Genomic DNA, 17,907 nt, shown 5'->3' with positions numbered 1-17,907 from the left:
GGTAAGACCAATTAGGGGACTAAAGTGCTTTCCCTACTTGAAAAATGGTTAAAACCGCAAACCAAACACTAAAAAATCTCGTGTAACCCGGTTTTTCAGAGGAAAAGGTTAAAAAACGCGCTTATTTACAAAATAGGGGTTGAGATTTTGCTGTGAAAAATTAACTATGGGGTAGGTTTTTTAATACATGGAGAGTTAATACGATGAGAGTTGGTTTAGTTGGTTGGCGCGGTATGGTTGGTTCAGTCCTTATGCAGCGTATGGTTGAAGAGAAAGACTTCGACCTAATCGAACCAGTATTCTACAGTACTTCTCAAGTTGGTATTCCTGCTCCTAACTTAGGAAAAGACGCAGGCTTACTGCAAGACGCATATGATATTGAAAGCTTAAAACAGCTTGATGCGGTAATCACCTGTCAAGGTGGTAGCTACACAGAAAAAGTTTTCCCTGCACTTCGTCAGGCTGGTTGGAAAGGCTACTGGATTGACGCGGCCTCTACGCTACGTATGGCTGAAGATTCGATCATCACACTTGATCCAGTGAACTTAAAGCAAATCCAACAAGGCATCCACGGTGGCACGAACACATTTGTCGGTGGTAACTGTACGGTTAGTTTAATGCTAATGGGGCTAGGTGGTCTATTTGAGAAAGGCCTTGTTGAGTGGACAAGCGCAATGACTTACCAAGCCGCATCTGGTGCTGGTGCGCAAAATATGCGTGAATTGATCTCGCAAATGGGCGTTATCAATGACTCTGTTAGCTCTGAACTTGCAAACCCATCAAGCTCTATCCTAGATATCGATAAGAAAGTCGCGGATACAATGCGCAGCGGCTCTTTCCCTACCGATAAATTCGGTGTGCCACTAGCTGGTTCGTTGATCCCATGGATCGATGTGAAGCGCGATAATGGTCAGAGTAAAGAAGAGTGGAAAGCGGGCGCTGAGGCGAATAAAATTTTGGGTTCTCAAAGTTCACCTGTTCCAATTGACGGTACTTGTGTGCGTATTGGCGCGATGCGTTGTCACTCTCAAGCACTTACTATCAAGCTTAAACAAAATGTACCAATGGACGAAATCGAAGAAATCATCGCCACTCATAACGATTGGGTGAAAGTGATTCCTAACGACCGTGACATCACTGCTCAAGAGCTAACACCGGCAAAAGTTACGGGCACAATGTCTGTACCAGTGGGTCGTCTACGTAAGATGGCAATGGGTGATGATTTCCTAAATGCTTTCACTGTTGGTGACCAACTGCTTTGGGGTGCTGCGGAGCCGTTGCGTCGTACTCTGCGAATTATTCTGTCTGAGAAAGCATAATCACATCATCCTTTATTTGATGACAAAATAGAAGAGCTCCTTAGGGAGCTCTTTTTTCATGCGTCGTCTTCCGTTCGAACGACTCTTTTGTCTGGATCGGCTAGTTCACTACCACAATGTTTACAGTAAATTGCGTCAGAGTCGTGCCCTGCGTGGGAGCAGTTTGGGCATTTCACCAATACTTTGTGCGATTGCATCTCTTGGTGCAGTTCGGCAGTGAAAATACCTGTAGGTACCGCCAAAATGGAATAACCCAGTAACATGGTGAGTGATGCAAGCCCTTTACCTAGGTCTGTTTGAGGGACCAAGTCACCATACCCAACCGTTGTGATGGTCACGATCGCCCAATAAATACTCTTAGGAATGCTAGTAAATCCGTTTTCAGGTCCTTCAATGATAAAAATCAACGAGCCGAAAATCGTTACCATAATGGCGACGGAACTAAAGAAGATAAAAATCTTTCTGCGCGCCATAAGCAGTGAACGTAAGAGGATATTGGACTCTTGGAGGTATCGGACTAACTTGAGTATGCGGAATATTCGCATCACTCGCAGCGCCCTGATCACACCCATAAACGAAGCGGATGGGAAGAAGAGTGCTAAATAAGTGGGCAAAATCGCAAGTAAATCGACGACACCATAAAAACTCTTTGCGTAGGCGGCAGGTTTAGGAGAGCAATAAAGCCTTAGAAGGTATTCAATCGTGAATAGGCCAGTAAATGTGTATTCAATAAACTTCAGCTCTTTTTCCCACTCGGCCCGAACGGAGGGTATCGAATCTAACACCAGTACGATTAACGAGCTGATGATCGCGATAATGAGAGCAATATCGAACGTTTTACCAGCTTTGGTATGAGTACCAAAAATGGTGACATATAGAGTATGTTTAAGAGAGTCAGTCGTCATGACAAAGCGATCCATTGTTGAATCGCTCTATCATACAATTTTATAGAAACTCAGGCTAATCCTGGAAATAAGTTGCGTAAGCCATTCGCAATAAACTCTATGCCAAGCGCGCCCAATATCAAACCCATGATACGAGTAATGACGTTGATTCCAGTTTGACCTAAAAATCGTACGATCAATGGGGCAGAGCGGAACAATAGCCATGAACAAAGGCAGAACAAACCAATCGTAATACTAATGCCCACGGTATCGAACATGCTTGGGTAGCGTGCACCATAAACAATAGTCGAACTGATTGCACCAGGACCTGCCATTAAAGGCATTGCAAGAGGGACCACACCAATCTGTTCACGACTGACGTATTCCGTTTTCTCTTGTTTGTTCTGCTTATCTTCCCCCAGTTTACCGCTCATCATCGAGAATGCGATGCTAAGTAATAGCAACCCGCCAGCGACACGAAACGAATCCAGAGAAATACTGAACATGTCTAACAGTAACTGACCAGCAAAAAGCGAAATGATCAGGATGATCGCAACAGCCACATTTGCTGTTGTTGCCGTATTGCGCTTTTCGTCTGGTGTCATATGCCCGGTTAGTGACACAAACACAGGCATGATACCAACAGGGTTTACTGCGGCGACCAAACCGAGAAAAAACTGCAAGAAGATAGCAAGTTCAAAAGTTTGCATGTTGCGTACTCATCAAAGTTCACATTAGTGAAAAGGAGAAGGGGTAATTTGGGCGTAATGTAAGGCAAAAGTTAGGTTGTAAGAAATGAAAAAAACTAACGCATTCCCTGCCATTTAAGTGAGAAAAACTAATTCTTTAAGAAACTGTATCTAATCTGGAAAGGAAATGTTACGTATAAAGTTGCTGATAAATTGCACTGTTTTATATAAACGTTAACATTCGCACATTTTTGATAAAAACCAAGGTGGTTTGTAGAGAGATGTATTCGGTTCGATATACTCTCAGTAGCACAAAGAATTGGGCCTACATGTAATTTTGTTGGTCAAAAATGAAACTTTTTTACAGATTGTTGTAGTTTCTTTTATTTATTTGTCCATTTGCTTCTTTTTTGCTCAATAAAAAATGAAAGTTAATTTATTTGTTTATCAGTGATTTATGTCATTTTGGTGTGATGAGGCACCACTTTGGTAGTATTTAGGTGGTGAGAACTGATCCAAGTCAATTTTTTTCACACTCTGAAATATTATACTCAGTCCTGAAAGCAATTTACTAAGACGTTTGTTTTCTAAGTGACTGATAAACAGTAAAAACGATAAGTAATAGCCTTAGTAAAAAGTTTTTAATATTTGTTAATTTTAGGAGATTCCCTATGCCTGTAACTAATATGGCTGAACTAGATGCAATGGTTGCTCGCGTTAAGAAAGCGCAAGAAGAGTTCGCTACTTACTCTCAAGAGCAAGTAGATAAAATCTTTCGTGCAGCATCGCTTGCAGCTAACCAGGCCCGTATCCCGCTAGCTCAACAAGCGGTAGAAGAATCTGGTATGGGTATTGTTGAAGATAAAGTAATCAAGAACCACTTCGCTTCTGAGTTTATCTACAACAAATACAAAGACGAACAAACGTGTGGCATCTTAGAAGAGGATGACAATCTAGGTACTATGACTATCGCTGAGCCTGTAGGCATCATCTGCGGTATCGTACCAACGACTAACCCAACTTCTACAGCGATCTTCAAATCTCTAATCTCTTTGAAGACACGTAACGGTATCATCTTCTCACCACACCCACGTGCGAAAAACTCAACTAACGATGCAGCTAAACTCGTTCTAGATGCAGCAGTAGCAGCAGGCGCACCAAAAGACATCATCGGTTGGATCGACCAGCCTTCTGTTGAGCTTTCAAACGCTCTAATGAAACACGATGACATCGCGCTTATCCTTGCAACTGGTGGTCCAGGCATGGTTAAAGCCGCTTACTCTTCTGGTAAGCCAGCAATCGGTGTAGGTGCAGGTAACGTTCCTGTTGTTATCGATGAAACAGCAGACATCAAACGTGCTGTTGCTTCTATCCTTATGTCTAAGACTTTCGACAACGGTGTAGTATGTGCTTCTGAGCAAGCTGCAATCGTAGTTGATGAAGTATACGACGAAGTGAAAGAGCGCTTTGCTTCTCACAAAGCTTATGTCCTAAGCAAAGCAGAAGCTGATAAAGTTCGTAAAGTGCTTCTTATCGATGGTGCGCTAAACGCGAAAATCGTAGGTCAGCCAGCAGCAGCAATCGCTGAAATGGCAGGCGTTAAAGTTCCAGCAGACACTAAAGTTCTTGTTGGTGAAGGTCTGGGTAAAGTATCTCACGATGACGCATTCGCTCACGAGAAACTATCTCCAACTCTAGGTCTATTCCGTGCTGACAACTTCGAAGACGCGGTTGCTCAAGCGGTAACTATGGTTGAGATTGGTGGTATCGGCCACACATCTGGTCTTTACACTAACCAAGATACTAACGCTGATCGTATCCGTTACTTCGGTGACAAGATGAAGACAGCTCGTATCCTAATCAACATCCCGACTACTCACGGTGGTATCGGTGACTTGTACAACTTCAACGTTGCGCCATCTCTAACGCTAGGTTGTGGTTCTTGGGGTGGTAACTCTATCTCTGAGAACGTAGGTCCTAAACACCTAATCAACAAGAAAACTGTAGCGAAGCGAGCTGAAAACATGTTGTGGCATAAACTACCTAAGTCAATCTACTTCCGTCGTGGTAGCCTCCCAATCGCGCTGGGCGACCTAGAAGGTAAGAAACGTGCATTCCTAGTAACTGACCGTTTCCTATTCAACAACGGTTACGCAGATGACGTAGTAAGCCTACTAAAAGCTCAAGGCATGGAAGTTCAAACATTCTTCGATGTTGAAGCTGACCCAACACTGTCTGTAGTAGAAAAAGGTGCGGCTCAAATGGCTAGCTACCAACCTGACGTTATCCTAGCGCTAGGCGGTGGTTCACCAATGGATGCAGCGAAAATCATGTGGGTAATGTACGAACACCCAGAAACTCACTTTGAAGAACTAGCAATGCGCTTTATGGACATCCGTAAACGTATCTACAAGTTCCCTAAAATGGGTAAAAAAGCTGAGCTTGTATGTATCACTACAACTTCAGGTACTGGCTCAGAAGTTACTCCATTCGCGGTTGTTACTGACGACAAGACTGGTGCGAAATACCCACTAGCTGACTACGAAATCACGCCAAACATGGCAATCGTTGATGCGAACCTAGTAATGAACATGCCTAAGTCTCTAACAGCATTTGGTGGTTACGATGCAGTAACTCACGCTCTAGAAGCTTACGTATCAGTTCTTGCTAACGAATACTCAGATGGCCAAGCTCTTCAAGCACTTAAGATGCTAAAAGAGTACCTACCATCAAGCTATGCGAACGGTGCAAATGACCCAATCGCTCGTGAGAAAGTACACAACGCAGCTACTATCGCTGGTGTTGCATTTGCGAACGCATTCCTAGGTGTTTGTCACTCAATGGCTCACAAACTGGGTGCTGAGTTCCACTTGCCACACGGCCTAGCTAACGCACTACTTATCTCTAACGTGGTACGTTACAACGCGAACGACAATCCAACTAAACAAACTGCGTTCTCTCAATACGACCGTCCACAAGCACGTCGTCGTTACGCTGAAGTTGCTGACCACCTAGGCCTAAGCCAAGAAGGTGACCGTACTGCTCAGAAGATTGAACGTCTACTAGCATGGTTGGATGAACTAAAAGTTAACCTAGACATCCCAATGTCTATCCAAGCGGCAGGTGTTGCTGAATCAGATTTCGTAGCGAAACTGGATGAGCTAGCGGTAGAAGCGTTCGATGACCAATGTACTGGTGCGAACCCACGTTACCCTCTAATCAGCGAACTTAAAGATGTGTTGATGGCTTCTTACTACGGTAAAGCATTTGTTGAAGGCGAAACTTTCGAAGGTACAACTGTTATCAAGAAGAAAGCAGACCAAGAAGCAGCAAAAGCAGCACCTAAAGCAAAGAAAGAAAAAGCTGACGCGTAATTAAAAAATCGAGTGAGCAAGGTTTTCGCTAGCACGGAACCTTAATCGGGAAAAGGTTAAAGCCCCAGTCAAATGACAGGGGCTTTTTTTATTTTGGTGCAGGAGTTACATCTGGCTTGGGAAAACAGAGTTGCTGTGTATGCTTACACTTCGGTCGCAACTACTCGGCCACTGAAGTATTCATTCGCGACGATGTATGCTGTGTTGCGGACTAGTTCGTCTTGGATCTCAGCCCAGTGCCTCTCGTTGAGCTCTTCTTTTGTATGATTTACCGAGGGAATAACGCCGCCCACTCGAATGTTGAATGGTGTGAGTTCTTTTGCCCAGCTGTGAGTAAAACCTGACACCAACGCCGCCATGCTTTCAACTCCCGTAAAGTCTTCATGGTTGTCATGAGAAATGACGTTAACAATGACGCCTTTCTTGTTTCTGGCTCGAAAGCGCTCTGCTCCTACTTGGCCGTAGGTATAAAGGAAGCGTGCCGCAGACGACAAGTGATCAATGTAAGTACTCATTGGTTCTGGCGCCATTAAACCAGGCATAGGAGAGCTGGTCCAGCAATTAACAATCACATCTGGTGTCGCACGTAGCTGTGATTCTATCTGGTCAAACAATAAGTTAATGGACGTTGTGTTATCACTACACACATTCATCGCATACACTTTGTCAGTGAAAGCGCTGATTTGCTCATAGCTCGCTCTCAAAGCGCTAGAATTTTGGTCACAAAGAATCAACGTTGCTCCAAGGTGAGCAAAGTGATTTGCGCAGGTTCTTCCTATAACCGAGCCTGCAGACGTGACGAGAATAATTGATTCTTTGATATCCATAGCACCTTCACTGTATCCATATGTGAAAAACAATACACCAGTGGTTTGTGCTAATAGCATGGTTGAAATTCGTTGGGTTCAGTGTGAAAGGCTTCAAACTAACGCTTTCGAGTGAGGACTATTGTGCGGTAATTTGTAAGATGTCACATTTCTGACGTGTAGGTATTGCAAGCTATTGGATAAAAAGCGGATCTCTATGCTTTAGCTTGAATTTGATGCTGACGTTGAGCCGTCACTAGCTGATTATATAGCCTAGCATCTGGGATCAGTTGTTTGTTGCGTTCGCCCAATCTGCGTCGCTCATGACCAGATAGGTTGTGATAAACCTCCTCTGGTAGGTTGAATGTGTCTTCAGGCAGGTAAGTCAGCGCATCTGGTTTTAGGTAATGGCTCAGCTTTGCGGAAGGCAATCCTGCATCGTGAAACTGTTTCGCTTGTTCAGCTGCGAGTTCATAGCTGCTGCTATCAGAACGAAGAGCTTGAGGTTGCGATAAACCCAATTGTTGGCGAAGAATACTGTCACTGGTGATGACTTCCTGGACCTCTTCAACTGGGACCACATCGCGAACATCATTAGAGAACATAGACAGAATCAGCGAGAAATCCGCACGACGACCTTCGTGTACGGCATGGTTAATACCATTACCGAACTGAAGTTCGTTGATAATTGCAGCTTTGTCTAACGTATGAATTTGCATGATGTTCCTCGCTCGATGCTCTTTTAACGGCGTGGATAAGAAGAACTTTAGTAAAAGAGGGAATTATTTAAAGGTGCTAGGGAAGGCGAAACAAAAAAGCCCGCTAAATAGCGAGCTTTTGAATAAGACTAAATTGAACTTAGGGGGAAGTATATTACTTCGCTAGGTTCTCAGCTACGAAGTCCCAGTTTACTAGAGCCCAGAAGCCGTTCATGTAATCAGGACGTACGTTGCGGTAATCGATGTAGTACGCGTGTTCCCATAGGTCAACAGTTAGAAGTGGTGTTGTACCTTCTTCTGTTAGAGGAGTAGCAGCGTTAGAAGTGTTAACGATCTCTAGAGAGCCATCAGCTTTCTTAACAAGCCAAGTCCATGAAGAACCGAAGTTGTTGATTGCTGAATCAGTAAACTTCGCTTTGAATTCTTCAAAAGAACCGAATGCTGCGTTGATTGCGTCTGCAACTGCGCCAGTTGGCTCGCCGCCCGCATTTGGAGCAAGACAGTGCCAGTAGAACGTGTGGTTCCAGATTTGCGCTGCGTTGTTGAATATGCCACCAGTAGAAGTCTTGATGATCTCTTCTAGAGTTTTGCCTTCGAACTCAGTACCAGGGATAAGACCGTTAAGCTTAACAACGTAAGTGTTGTGGTGCTTACCGTGGTGGTAGTCTAGAGTCTCTGCTGAGATGTGTGGTTCTAGTGCGTCTTTCGCGTAAGGAAGAGCTGGTAGTTCAAATGCCATTACTCGATTCTCCATTGATTTGAAAGGATGACCTTTCGATTGCTTCCAGTGTTTTTTTATAGCTATGTCGCCTTTAAGGCTGACTTGCTAAGTATTTTAGCAAGTTTTTACTTTATTAAAACCCCGATATGAAAATATTTTAAGAGGTTAGCAGTGGTGAAGTGCTGCATTGCTCGCCAATGAGCAACCTAAAATTAAGCCTTATTAATTATATGGTTTTTATTCTGTCGTTATTGAGTAGAATGTGGCAAATAAATAAAGTTCAAACCCATGAATGAGGAAGCGATGGAAACTATCGACAAAATCAAACAGCAGATCTCTGAAAACTCAATCCTGCTGTACATGAAAGGATCACCGAAACTACCTAGCTGTGGTTTCTCTTCTCAAGCGTCACAGGCACTAATGGCATGTGGTGAGAAGTTCGCTTACGTAGACATTCTGCAAAACCCAGATATCCGTGCTGAGTTACCAAAGTACGCGCAATGGCCAACTTTCCCTCAATTATGGGTTGAAGGTGAGCTTATCGGCGGTTGTGACATTATTCTAGAAATGTTCCAAAAAGGTGAACTGCAGCCTCTAATCAAAGAAGCAGCAGCGCGCGCTGAAGATCAAGCTGAGTAATTCGTAAATACTCACATTTAGCGATAGAATACGAAGGAGCCGTACTGGCTCCTTTTTCTTTTTAGGTTAGTGGAATGAACATAAAGCTTTACTACGTGCATGACCCAATGTGCAGTTGGTGTTGGGGTTACAAACCAACGCTGGATAAACTAAAACAGCAACTGCCAGGTGTGATTCAATTTGAGTATGTGGTTGGTGGTCTTGCGCCAGATACTAATTTACCGATGCCGCCCGAGATGCAACAAAAAATCGAAGGTATTTGGAAGCAGATTGAGCGCCAGTTAGGCACTAAGTTTAACTACGATTTCTGGAAGCTTTGTACGCCAGTTAGAAGCACTTACCAATCTTGTCGTGCGGTTATTGCAGCGGGCTTTCAAGACTCTTATGAGCAGATGCTAGAAGCGATTCAGCATGCGTATTACTTACGTGCGATGCCTCCTCATGAAGAAGCCACTCACTTGCAACTAGCGAGAGAAATTGGCTTGAATGTTCAGCAATTCAAGAATGACATGGATGGCTCTTTCTTAGAGGGTGTGTTCGAAGATCAATTGAGCCTTGCAAAGAGCCTAGGTGTGAACTCTTACCCTAGCTTGGTTCTTAAAATTAACGACGCTTATTTTCCGATTGCCATCGATTACCTGTCGACAGAACCAACCTTGAAGCTGATTCGTGAGCGTATTATTGACAATATGCCAGCGCAATAACCACAGTTATGAATAACAAAAAGCCGCTCATTGAGCGGCTTTTTCGTAACTAAATGTATATCCATCCAAACGATAGTATTAAAGCACCATTGCTGCAATCCAACCAAAGATGATTAGAGGGATATTGTAATGGATAAAGGTTGGAACGACTGTTTCCCAAATGTGCTCATGTTGACCGTCGGCATTTAGACCAGATGTAGGGCCTAATGTAGAGTCAGAAGCTGGAGAGCCTGCATCACCTAACGCAGCCGCAGTACCTACCAGTGCAATCGTTGCCATCGGCGAGAAGCCGAATGCTAGCGCAAGAGGCACATAGATAGTTGCAAGGATTGGAATCGTAGAGAACGATGAACCAATGCCCATTGTTACTAATAGACCAACGATCAGCATCAGTAGTGCAGCTAGAGGCTTATTGTCACCGATGCTGGTTGATAGCGATTGTACTAGTGTTTCAACACCGCCAGTTTGCTTCATTACTGCTGCAAAACCTGCCGCTGCAATCATGATGAAGCCAATCATTGCCATCATGTGTACACCTTTAGTGAACACGTCGTGCGTCTCTTTCCATGCAATAACGCCGCCGAAAGTAAACACCATAAAGCCAGCTAGAGCACCGATAATCATTGAACCCGTGTAAAGCTGAACACCCAATGCAGCGACAATACCAAGTGCCGCAACTAAGATGTGCTTTTTATTGATGACATGATCGGTTTCGTCAACGACAGTCAACTCAGTTTCTTTGTAGACACGCGGTTTACGATAGCTAACAAAGATAGCCAGTAATAGACCAAACAGCATCCCTGCACCTGGCAGTAACATGGCGGTTGGGACTTGGCTTGCAACCACGTTTTCCAAACCGTTGTCATGTAGGTTCTTTAATAGAATGTTGTTTAAGAAAATACCGCCGAAACCAACAGGTAAGATCATGTAAGGTGTGATCAAACCGAAGGTAAGAACACACGCGACCAAACGTCGGTCGAGTTTAAGTTTCGCAAATACGCCCAAAAGAGGTGGAATCAAAATTGGAATAAAGGCGATATGGACCGGAATTACGTTCTGAGACGACATCGTAACAAGCACTAATGCCACCAACACGGCGTACTTTAAGCCAGTAGTGGAAGCGGAGTTTTCTTTGCCATTTAAGCGCTTGATAACACTTTTGGCCAGTAGATCCGTGATGCCTGATTTCGAGATGGCAACAGCGAAAGTACCTAACATGGCGTAGCTTAGCGCGATAGTTGCACCGCCACCTAGACCACTTTCAAATGCGGCAACCGTATCCCCAAGGCTCATGCCTGCGACTAGGCCGCCTACGATGGCACTAAACGTGAGGGCAACCACCACGTTTACGCGCATCAATGCTAACACGAGCATGACGCACACTGATATAACGACAGGATTCATACTTTTCCTAATATGTTGTGTTTACTTATTATTCTTCGTCGACAAGCGGCCAACCGCCGAGGGCCTTCCATTTGTTGACAATACCGCAGAATAATTCTGCTGTTTTTTGTGTATCGTAAAGCGCAGAGTGTGCTTCACGGTTATCAAATTCCATCCCGGCTGTTTTGCATGCTTTAGCGAGAACTGTTTGGCCATAAGCAAGGCCACTTAATGTAGCCGTATCAAAAGTAGCAAAGGGATGAAAAGGGACTCTTTTTAGTTTACAGCGTTCATTTGCTGCATTTACAAAACCCAAGTCGAATGCTGCGTTATGAGCAACCATAATTGCACGTGAGCAATCTGCGGCTTTTTGTTCTTTGCGAATAAGCTTATAAATTTCCTTTAGCGCCTCTTGCTCAGAAACAGCACCACGAAGAGGGCTGAAAGGGTCACGAATACCATTGAATTCAAGCGCTTCTTTTTCTAAGTTAGCGCCTTCAAATGGTTCCACATGAAAATGAATGGTGGAGGCCGGATGCAACACGCCATGTTCGTCCATTTTCAACGTAACGGCACAGATTTCTAAAAGTGCATCAGTTTGAGCATTGAAACCAGCGGTCTCAACGTCTACTACCACAGGGAAATAACCACGAAAGCGTTTTTTCAAGGTTAGAGCTTCATTTTCTAGTGTCATGTTGGCTTATTTTTGTGTGACGAAGGCTGCATTATTGCAGATTATACCGATGAGAAAAACCGCAATTTAAGAGAAAACCGGAATTCTATTTTGCATCCAATCAATAAGTTTGTATTGCATATTATGTAGACGTTTATTCGCCATACTTTGCATCATGTAAACCGATAAAACATGAGGAAGTAAAACGCTAAGTGGCGGTTAAGGTGATTGGAACACTATGGCTCACATTAATGGCAGTGTGACAGATATTCCGATATTGGCGAGATTTTTGCATGCCGGTTGAAGTGGTTTTATTGATGCAATTTGACGGCAACAGACTGCCGTTTAAGAGACAGTATTAGATGAAGAAATGGCTGATTACCAGTGGTGTTGTATTTTCGTTGTTTAGCACAAGCAGCTTCGCTTTGATGGGCAAACGTTATGCTGCAACTCCACAGCAATCTCAATGGGAAATGGTGGTCAATACACCATTAGAATGTCAGCTTGTACACCCCATTCCAAGCTTTGGAGATGCGGTATTTTCATCTCGTGCAAATAAAAAAATCAATTTAGACTTTGAGTTAAAAATGCGTCGTCCGATGGGAGAAACACGTAACGTCAGTCTCATTTCTATGCCGCCACCTTGGCGGCCAGGTGAACACGCCGATCGAATTACAAACCTAAAGTTTTTTAAACAGTTTGATGGTTATGTCGGAGGGCAAACAGCATGGGGCATTTTGTCTGAGCTGGAAAAAGGCCGTTATCCGACTTTTAGTTACCAAGATTGGCAGAGCCGAGATCAGAGAATTGAAGTCGCATTGTCATCAGTACTATTTCAAAACAAGTACAACGCGTTTAGCGACTGTATTTCCAACTTATTGAAATATAGTTTTGAGGACATTGCTTTTACGATTTTGCACTACGAAAGACAAGGTGATCAGTTAACCAAGGCTTCTAAAAAGCGTTTATCACAAATTGCAGATTATATCCGACATAATCAAGATATCGATCTCGTGCTGGTGGCGACGTACACAGATTCAACCGATGGTAAAAGTGCGAGTCAAAGTTTATCAGAGCGACGTGCAGAGTCACTTCGTGACTATTTTCAGTCTCTAGGGCTACCGGAAGATCGAATTCAAGTGCAAGGGTACGGCAAGCGTCGTCCTATTGCAGATAACGGTTCGCCAATAGGAAAAGACAAAAACCGCCGAGTCGTGATATCTCTAGGGCGAACCCAAGTGTGATGCTTATAAAAACGCCGAAGCTGAAAGCTTCGGCGTTTTTGATTTACTGACGTTGTTAATAATATTTTAGTGGTATTTTGCCAAGCACCTTTCGGTGATTCCTGCTGTATAATTTGAATGTTAGTTTAAGCGGAATTTGGCAATGACTTCGCAATTGGTTGCGGTATCTATTTTTTCAACCTGTTTGGCAATAGCTGGATTAGGGTGACGCTTCATAAAGTCTATCAACGCCTTAGTACAGCATCCTATCGAGTCGATAAAGCTTGCACACTCTTTATTTGGGCATTGTGGGATAAGTGTTAAGACTTTCTCAGAGGCCAGTTGAAGGTATTTGAGTTCATAGTCAGTATCTCCGGCCCAACGCCAGAACTGAGCTAAGTTATGACAAGAAATCACAGAAATTAATAATCGCTCGTCCGCCTCAATTTCCACACATTCGCTGATATCTTCACTCAGGCTTAGGGCTTGCTGGTAATGAAGAATGCTGCGAACAGGGTCATCTAGTTGAAGTGCCGTATCGGCTAGAAGTGTGTGTTTTTCCCATTCACTGATCATTATCGTAATCCCGCATATCGAAGTTGCGGATAAATCTAAACGATAACTATTATCAAGTAAAGAGTTTTGTTTATAAAAGGACAGGCAGATCGCAGACCTGCCTGTAATCGGAGTTCAACTTGCAGTACAAGTGATTATTAGAAGTGCCGCTTAGCCTTCAAGACCTGCTGAAGCTTGCTTGTTTTGAATAAGCTCAATCATATAACCATCTGGGTCTTTTACGAATGCAATGTGCGTGCTTCCGCCTTTTACTGGACCTGGCTCACGCGTCACATTACCGCCCGCCGCTTTGATAGCGTCGCAAGTTGTGTAGATATCATCAACACCAATGGCGATATGACCAAAAGCGGTACCTAAGTCATACTCAGTTTTACCCCAGTTGTAAGTCAGTTCGATCACTGCACCTTGGGATTCGTCACCATAACCAAGAAACGCTAGCGTGTATTCGTACTCTTTATTTTCGTTAGTACGAAGCAGCTGCATGCCCATAACTTCAGTGTAAAACTTGATGGATTTGTCTAGATCACCTACGCGAAGCATAGTGTGGAGAATTCGACCGTTTGACATTTTTTGCTCCTAGCTTTGATTTACAAATAGCGTTAGCTATCTGGGTATACTTTCTCTTTATATTCGCACAAATCTTCGATAATGCAGCTACCGCAGCGAGGCTTTCTTGCTACGCACGTATAACGACCATGAAGAATGAGCCAGTGGTGCACATCGAGTTTGAACTCTTTTGGCACAACTTTTAATAGCTTCTGCTCGACATCATCAACCGTTTTTCCCATCGCAAATTTAGTGCGATTCGACACGCGATAAATGTGCGTATCGACGGCAATAGTTGGCCAACCAAAAGCGGTGTTGAGCACGACGTTTGCGGTCTTGCGACCTACGCCTGGCAGCGCTTCTAACGCTGCACGATCTTCAGGAACTTCACCATTGTGTTTTTCCAACAAGATCTTACAAGTCTTGATTGTGTTTTCTGCCTTTGAGTTAAACAAACCGATGGTCTTTATGTATTCTTTTAAGCCATCGACTCCCAAATCAAGAATGCTTTGAGGTGTATTCGCTACAGGGAAAAGCTTGTCGGTGGCTTTATTGACGCTTACATCGGTTGCTTGAGCTGATAGTAATACAGCGATTAGCAGCTCAAAAGGGGAGCTCCAGTTAAGCTCAGTTTGAGGATTCGGATTGTTTTCTCGTAATCGCTCAAGAATTTCGATTCTTTTTATTTTGTTCATTGCTGACTTCCAATACCGTCTCTGCGGTTTATGAAAAAGGCTCCTATGACAGAGCCTTATCTTGTTATGCGTTAGTGACGCGAGCACGTTCTATGGTTGGTTTTTCTTCTTTTGGTTGACGTGCCTGAATTGAATTATCTATGACATTTTTGAGCGCTATCAACAGCCCAACACCGATAAATGCACCAGGTGGGAGAAGCGCTAACAGGAAGCTATTGTCAAATTGGAAAACTTGAATCCGTAGAGCTGAAGCCCAGTCTCCTAGGAGAAGGTCTACTCCGTCGAATAGTGTGCCATTACCAATTAATTCGCGCATGGCACCTAAAACAACCAAGACGCTCGTCATACCAAGGCCCATCCACAAACCATCTAGCGCAGCGGGTGCAACATCATTTTTTGAAGCATATGCTTCAGCTCGACCAATAATGATGCAGTTGGTTACAATCAGAGGAATAAAGATACCAAGAGATAGGTATAAACCATACGCATAGGCATTCATCAATAACTGAACACAGGTAACGAGAGAGGCAATGATCATCACGAACACAGGAATGCGGATCTCTTTTGGTACGTAATTACGAATAAGAGAAACCGTGACGTTGGAGCCGACCAGCACTAATAAGGTTGCAATACCAAGACCTAAGGCATTGGTTATCGTGGAAGAAACCGCTAGTAGTGGACACAGACCCAGCAGCTGTACGAGAGCAGGGTTATTGCTCCACATACCGTTTTTCATCAGCAATTTATTTTCACTCATTACTGCTCTCCTTCACAGCCCAAAGGCTGGCTAAGAATGTCTTCACGAGATTGGTTTACGTAGTTAACGGTATTTCGCACCACTTTTACGACGGCTCTTGGCGTGATCGTTGCACCAGTAAATTGATCGAAATCGCCGCCATCTTTACGAACTTTCCACGAATTCCAATTGTTTTCCGTGACTTGTTTTCCTGTAAAGCTCAGGATCCAGTCGGTGACACGAAGATCGATTTTATCGCCCAGACCAGGGGTTTCTTGGTGGTTTAGGACGCGTGTCCCCAAAATATTGCCCTGATTATCAATCCCAGTAATCACTTTTATCTCACCATTGTAGCCATCTGGCGCGATAGATTCTATTGCGATTGCTGTTGGTTCACCATTCTTCGTGGCGAGGTAGGCTGGCATCGCACGTAATGTCCCCAGATCTGGAGACGTGACCATTGTACAAGCTTGCGTGAGTGCGTTGTCATGCATGTTTTCTGGAATGACTTGATTCAAAACAGAAAGTAATTGTTTTTGCTCTTGTACCTTGATTTGGTCTTTTGTTAGGTACTGAGTAAGGGCGACTAATCCGGTTGTTGCACATGCAAATATCGCGAGTGTCAGACCATTTTTTCTAATAGCGGTTAACATGTTTACCTCAGTGACCGTAAGTTCTAGGTTTGGTGTAGTAATCGATCAGTGGCACACACATATTTGCAAGCAACACTGCAAATGCAACACCATCTGGGAAACCGCCCCAACTGCGAATGATAAAAACCAAAGCACCAATAAGCGCACCGAAGATTAAACGTCCTTTGACGGTGGTAGACGCCGAAACGGGATCGGTTGCAATAAAGAATGCGCCAAGCATGGTTGCACCAGATAACAAGTGTAAAATTGGCGACGCAGTTCCCCCTGGCGTCAGCAACGTGAACACTAGGCTAAACAGAGTCAGACTCGCAAGGAAACCTGCTGGAATATACCATTGGATGATACGCTTTTTGATCATGACTATGCCGCCAAGAAGGTAAGCAAGGTTTACCCATTGCCAACCAATACCACCTAAGCCATCAAATATCGGCTGCGACATTACTTCGCTTGGAGTGGCACCTGTAAGAATGCCAGTCTTAAATGCATCAAGTGGTGTCGCCATTGTCACACCGTCAACACCTGAGCGAACTTGCTGAAGTGATAAGCCGTCGTAATCATAGCCCGTAAAAATTAAAGAGAGTGTATCTGCAAAATTTACGTGATCAGGTATGAGTGACGTCGGGGCACTCCAACTCGTCATTTGCACTGGGAATGAGATTAACAAGACCACATAAGCGACCATGGCAGGATTGAATAAGTTTTGACCAAGGCCACCATATAGGTGTTTAGCAATTACGATCGCGAAAATAAGTCCGATCACCATAATCCACCACGGAGACCATGGTGGAATAGCAACGGCTAATAACCAAGCGGTAACGATCGCACTGTTATCACGTAGTGCTCGCATCGGCGAACGTTTACGGAAGACCATAACTAAGGCTTCAAGTGATACAGCGACTGCGATGGCAAAAATCAGCTGAATAAGCGTTCCCCAGCCAAAGAAGTAGGTTTGAGCTACTAAACCTGGAAGTGCGCAAAGTGCCACCCATTTCATTAAGTCTGGCGTACTACGACGACTGTGGGTATGCGGTGAACTGGCAATAAAAAACGACACTACTCGTTCTCCTCAGTATTATTTTTATTAGCTTCTTGTTGCGCTTTGCGGGCCTTCGCGCGCGCAATTGCTGCGGCAACCGCGGCTTTTTTCGGATCCACTTCTGGTTCTTCAGAAGTTGCTTCTTCAACAGGCTCAGTTTGCGTTTCTTGCTTAGCTTTACGCGCTTTGGCACGTGCAATGGCAGCAGCCACGGCGGCTTTTTTCGGATCTTCGGTTTGCTCGGCAGGTGCTTCAGCTTCTTCCGCTTCAGTTGAGTCTGCTTGTTTCGCTTTACGAGCCTTCGCGCGCGCAATTGCTGCGGCAACCGCGGCTTTTTTCGGATCCACTTCTGGTTCTTCAGAAGTTGCGTCTTCAACAGGCTCAGTTTGCGTTTCTTGCTTCGCTTTACGTGCTTTGGCACGTGCAATGGCAGCTGCCACGGCGGCTTTTTTCAGATCGTCGGTTTGCTCGGCAGGTGCGTCAGCTTCTTCCGCTTCGGTTGAGTCTGCTTGCTTCGCTTTGCGCGCTTTG

18 protein-coding genes and 1 pseudogene are annotated in these 17,907 nt (G+C 44.2%); 5 read left to right on the top strand and 14 right to left on the bottom strand.

Annotation, left to right across the window (positions count from 1 at the left end):
• Positions 1 to 203 precede the first annotated feature (203 nt).
• The gene (gene asd / locus R7Z41_RS06510; protein ID WP_005380727.1) at positions 204 to 1,319 is read left to right on the top strand and encodes an aspartate-semialdehyde dehydrogenase; all 1,116 of its coding nucleotides are present in this window, start codon (positions 204 to 206) and stop codon (positions 1,317 to 1,319) included.
• A 56-nt stretch (positions 1,320 to 1,375) separates the two neighbouring features.
• Here the strand turns inward: asd and R7Z41_RS06505 are convergent, their stop codons facing one another.
• The gene (locus tag R7Z41_RS06505) at positions 1,376 to 2,239 is read right to left on the bottom strand and encodes an ion transporter (RefSeq protein WP_005380728.1); all 864 of its coding nucleotides are present in this window, start codon (positions 2,237 to 2,239) and stop codon (positions 1,376 to 1,378) included.
• Between the two features lie 35 nt (positions 2,240 to 2,274).
• Entirely contained in the window at positions 2,275 to 2,913 is a 639-nt protein-coding gene (locus R7Z41_RS06500; protein WP_005380729.1) for a YchE family NAAT transporter, read from the bottom strand.
• 650 nt (positions 2,914 to 3,563) lie between these two features.
• Between R7Z41_RS06500 and adhE the strand changes: the two genes are divergently transcribed.
• On the top strand, positions 3,564 to 6,266 hold the full coding sequence (adhE, locus tag R7Z41_RS06495; RefSeq protein ID WP_005380731.1) for a bifunctional acetaldehyde-CoA/alcohol dehydrogenase: 2,703 nt from the start codon (positions 3,564 to 3,566) through the stop codon (positions 6,264 to 6,266).
• A gap of 143 nt (positions 6,267 to 6,409) precedes the next feature.
• Here the strand turns inward: adhE and R7Z41_RS06490 are convergent, their stop codons facing one another.
• The 3 genes from R7Z41_RS06490 to sodB all read right to left on the bottom strand — a co-directional run bounded on the left by R7Z41_RS06490 (position 6,410) and on the right by sodB (position 8,530).
• Entirely contained in the window at positions 6,410 to 7,153 is a 744-nt protein-coding gene (locus R7Z41_RS06490) for an SDR family oxidoreductase (protein WP_005380732.1), read from the bottom strand.
• Between the two features lie 134 nt (positions 7,154 to 7,287).
• A complete protein-coding gene (locus R7Z41_RS06485) occupies positions 7,288 to 7,791 on the bottom strand; it encodes a VC2046/SO_2500 family protein (RefSeq protein ID WP_206970947.1) in 504 nt (167 codons plus the stop codon).
• Positions 7,792 to 7,945: 154 nt separating this feature from the next.
• On the bottom strand, positions 7,946 to 8,530 hold the full coding sequence (gene sodB / locus R7Z41_RS06480; RefSeq protein ID WP_206970946.1) for a superoxide dismutase [Fe]: 585 nt from the start codon (positions 8,528 to 8,530) through the stop codon (positions 7,946 to 7,948).
• A 285-nt stretch (positions 8,531 to 8,815) separates the two neighbouring features.
• Between sodB and R7Z41_RS06475 the strand changes: the two genes are divergently transcribed.
• Positions 8,816 to 9,151 (top strand): Grx4 family monothiol glutaredoxin, encoded by a 336-nt coding sequence (locus R7Z41_RS06475; protein WP_017635833.1) that lies wholly within the window; start codon positions 8,816 to 8,818, stop codon positions 9,149 to 9,151.
• A 74-nt stretch (positions 9,152 to 9,225) separates the two neighbouring features.
• Positions 9,226 to 9,855: a DsbA family protein gene (locus R7Z41_RS06470; protein ID WP_206970945.1), complete on the top strand. Its 630-nt coding sequence runs from the start codon at positions 9,226 to 9,228 to the stop codon at positions 9,853 to 9,855.
• Between the two features lie 78 nt (positions 9,856 to 9,933).
• On the opposite strand, the gene R7Z41_RS06465 is transcribed toward R7Z41_RS06470, so the two are convergent.
• Complete coding sequence (locus R7Z41_RS06465; protein WP_017821192.1) at positions 9,934 to 11,259, bottom strand: Na+/H+ antiporter family protein; 1,326 nt, start codon at positions 11,257 to 11,259, stop codon at positions 9,934 to 9,936.
• 28 nt (positions 11,260 to 11,287) lie between these two features.
• Complete coding sequence (gene rnt, locus R7Z41_RS06460) at positions 11,288 to 11,932, bottom strand: ribonuclease T (protein WP_005384888.1); 645 nt, start codon at positions 11,930 to 11,932, stop codon at positions 11,288 to 11,290.
• 341 nt (positions 11,933 to 12,273) lie between these two features.
• Between rnt and motY the strand changes: the two genes are divergently transcribed.
• Positions 12,274 to 13,155 carry a flagellar protein MotY gene (gene motY / locus R7Z41_RS06455; RefSeq protein ID WP_005384887.1) on the top strand — a complete coding sequence of 294 codons (882 nt, stop codon included), beginning with the start codon at positions 12,274 to 12,276 and terminating at the stop codon, positions 13,153 to 13,155.
• A gap of 120 nt (positions 13,156 to 13,275) precedes the next feature.
• Here the strand turns inward: motY and R7Z41_RS06450 are convergent, their stop codons facing one another.
• The 7 genes and pseudogenes from R7Z41_RS06450 to R7Z41_RS06420 all read right to left on the bottom strand — a co-directional run.
• The gene (locus R7Z41_RS06450; protein WP_005384886.1) at positions 13,276 to 13,710 is read right to left on the bottom strand and encodes a DUF2753 domain-containing protein; all 435 of its coding nucleotides are present in this window, start codon (positions 13,708 to 13,710) and stop codon (positions 13,276 to 13,278) included.
• A 150-nt stretch (positions 13,711 to 13,860) separates the two neighbouring features.
• Positions 13,861 to 14,277: a lactoylglutathione lyase gene (gene gloA, locus R7Z41_RS06445; RefSeq protein ID WP_005380739.1), complete on the bottom strand. Its 417-nt coding sequence runs from the start codon at positions 14,275 to 14,277 to the stop codon at positions 13,861 to 13,863.
• A 32-nt stretch (positions 14,278 to 14,309) separates the two neighbouring features.
• Positions 14,310 to 14,951, bottom strand: coding sequence for an endonuclease III (nth, locus tag R7Z41_RS06440; protein WP_005380743.1), 642 nt, complete (start codon positions 14,949 to 14,951; stop codon positions 14,310 to 14,312).
• A gap of 64 nt (positions 14,952 to 15,015) precedes the next feature.
• A complete protein-coding gene (locus R7Z41_RS06435) occupies positions 15,016 to 15,708 on the bottom strand; it encodes an electron transport complex subunit E (RefSeq protein ID WP_225477536.1) in 693 nt (230 codons plus the stop codon).
• A complete protein-coding gene (gene rsxG / locus R7Z41_RS06430; RefSeq protein WP_005380747.1) occupies positions 15,708 to 16,340 on the bottom strand; it encodes an electron transport complex subunit RsxG in 633 nt (210 codons plus the stop codon). Before rsxG ends, R7Z41_RS06435 begins: the two co-directional genes overlap by 1 nt.
• A gap of 7 nt (positions 16,341 to 16,347) precedes the next feature.
• On the bottom strand, positions 16,348 to 17,394 hold the full coding sequence (gene rsxD, locus R7Z41_RS06425) for an electron transport complex subunit RsxD (protein ID WP_206970943.1): 1,047 nt from the start codon (positions 17,392 to 17,394) through the stop codon (positions 16,348 to 16,350).
• Positions 17,394 to 17,907: pseudogene (locus R7Z41_RS06420) on the bottom strand (electron transport complex subunit RsxC); the annotation flags it as partial. The gene rsxD and the pseudogene R7Z41_RS06420, both read right to left, overlap by 1 nt.

It is taken from the genome of Vibrio sp. 1457 (assembly GCF_033340195.1).
In the GTDB taxonomy this organism is placed as follows: Bacteria; Pseudomonadota; Gammaproteobacteria; order Enterobacterales; family Vibrionaceae; genus Vibrio; species Vibrio alginolyticus.
This window is presented reverse-complemented; position numbering and strand designations above follow the sequence as displayed.

What these genes read in the sequence shown, in the direction of transcription:
- R7Z41_RS06485 (WP_206970947.1), bottom strand. Translation starts at nt 7,791, where the DNA reads ATGCAAATTCATACGTTAGACAAAGCTGCAATTATCAACGAACTTCAG.
- R7Z41_RS06500 (WP_005380729.1), bottom strand. Translation starts at nt 2,913, where the DNA reads ATGCAAACTTTTGAACTTGCTATCTTCTTGCAGTTTTTTCTCGGTTTG.
- adhE (WP_005380731.1), top strand. Translation starts at nt 3,564, where the DNA reads ATGCCTGTAACTAATATGGCTGAACTAGATGCAATGGTTGCTCGCGTT.
- gloA (WP_005380739.1), bottom strand. Translation starts at nt 14,277, where the DNA reads ATGTCAAACGGTCGAATTCTCCACACTATGCTTCGCGTAGGTGATCTA.
- R7Z41_RS06490 (WP_005380732.1), bottom strand. Translation starts at nt 7,153, where the DNA reads ATGCTATTAGCACAAACCACTGGTGTATTGTTTTTCACATATGGATAC.
- rnt (WP_005384888.1), bottom strand. Translation starts at nt 11,932, where the DNA reads ATGACACTAGAAAATGAAGCTCTAACCTTGAAAAAACGCTTTCGTGGT.
- R7Z41_RS06475 (WP_017635833.1), top strand. Translation starts at nt 8,816, where the DNA reads ATGGAAACTATCGACAAAATCAAACAGCAGATCTCTGAAAACTCAATC.
- sodB (WP_206970946.1), bottom strand. Translation starts at nt 8,530, where the DNA reads ATGGCATTTGAACTACCAGCTCTTCCTTACGCGAAAGACGCACTAGAA.
- R7Z41_RS06505 (WP_005380728.1), bottom strand. Translation starts at nt 2,239, where the DNA reads ATGGATCGCTTTGTCATGACGACTGACTCTCTTAAACATACTCTATAT.
- R7Z41_RS06470 (WP_206970945.1), top strand. Translation starts at nt 9,226, where the DNA reads ATGAACATAAAGCTTTACTACGTGCATGACCCAATGTGCAGTTGGTGT.
- R7Z41_RS06465 (WP_017821192.1), bottom strand. Translation starts at nt 11,259, where the DNA reads ATGAATCCTGTCGTTATATCAGTGTGCGTCATGCTCGTGTTAGCATTG.
- nth (WP_005380743.1), bottom strand. Translation starts at nt 14,951, where the DNA reads ATGAACAAAATAAAAAGAATCGAAATTCTTGAGCGATTACGAGAAAAC.
- motY (WP_005384887.1), top strand. Translation starts at nt 12,274, where the DNA reads ATGAAGAAATGGCTGATTACCAGTGGTGTTGTATTTTCGTTGTTTAGC.
- rsxG (WP_005380747.1), bottom strand. Translation starts at nt 16,340, where the DNA reads ATGTTAACCGCTATTAGAAAAAATGGTCTGACACTCGCGATATTTGCA.
- R7Z41_RS06435 (WP_225477536.1), bottom strand. Translation starts at nt 15,708, where the DNA reads ATGAGTGAAAATAAATTGCTGATGAAAAACGGTATGTGGAGCAATAAC.
- asd (WP_005380727.1), top strand. Translation starts at nt 204, where the DNA reads ATGAGAGTTGGTTTAGTTGGTTGGCGCGGTATGGTTGGTTCAGTCCTT.
- R7Z41_RS06450 (WP_005384886.1), bottom strand. Translation starts at nt 13,710, where the DNA reads ATGATCAGTGAATGGGAAAAACACACACTTCTAGCCGATACGGCACTT.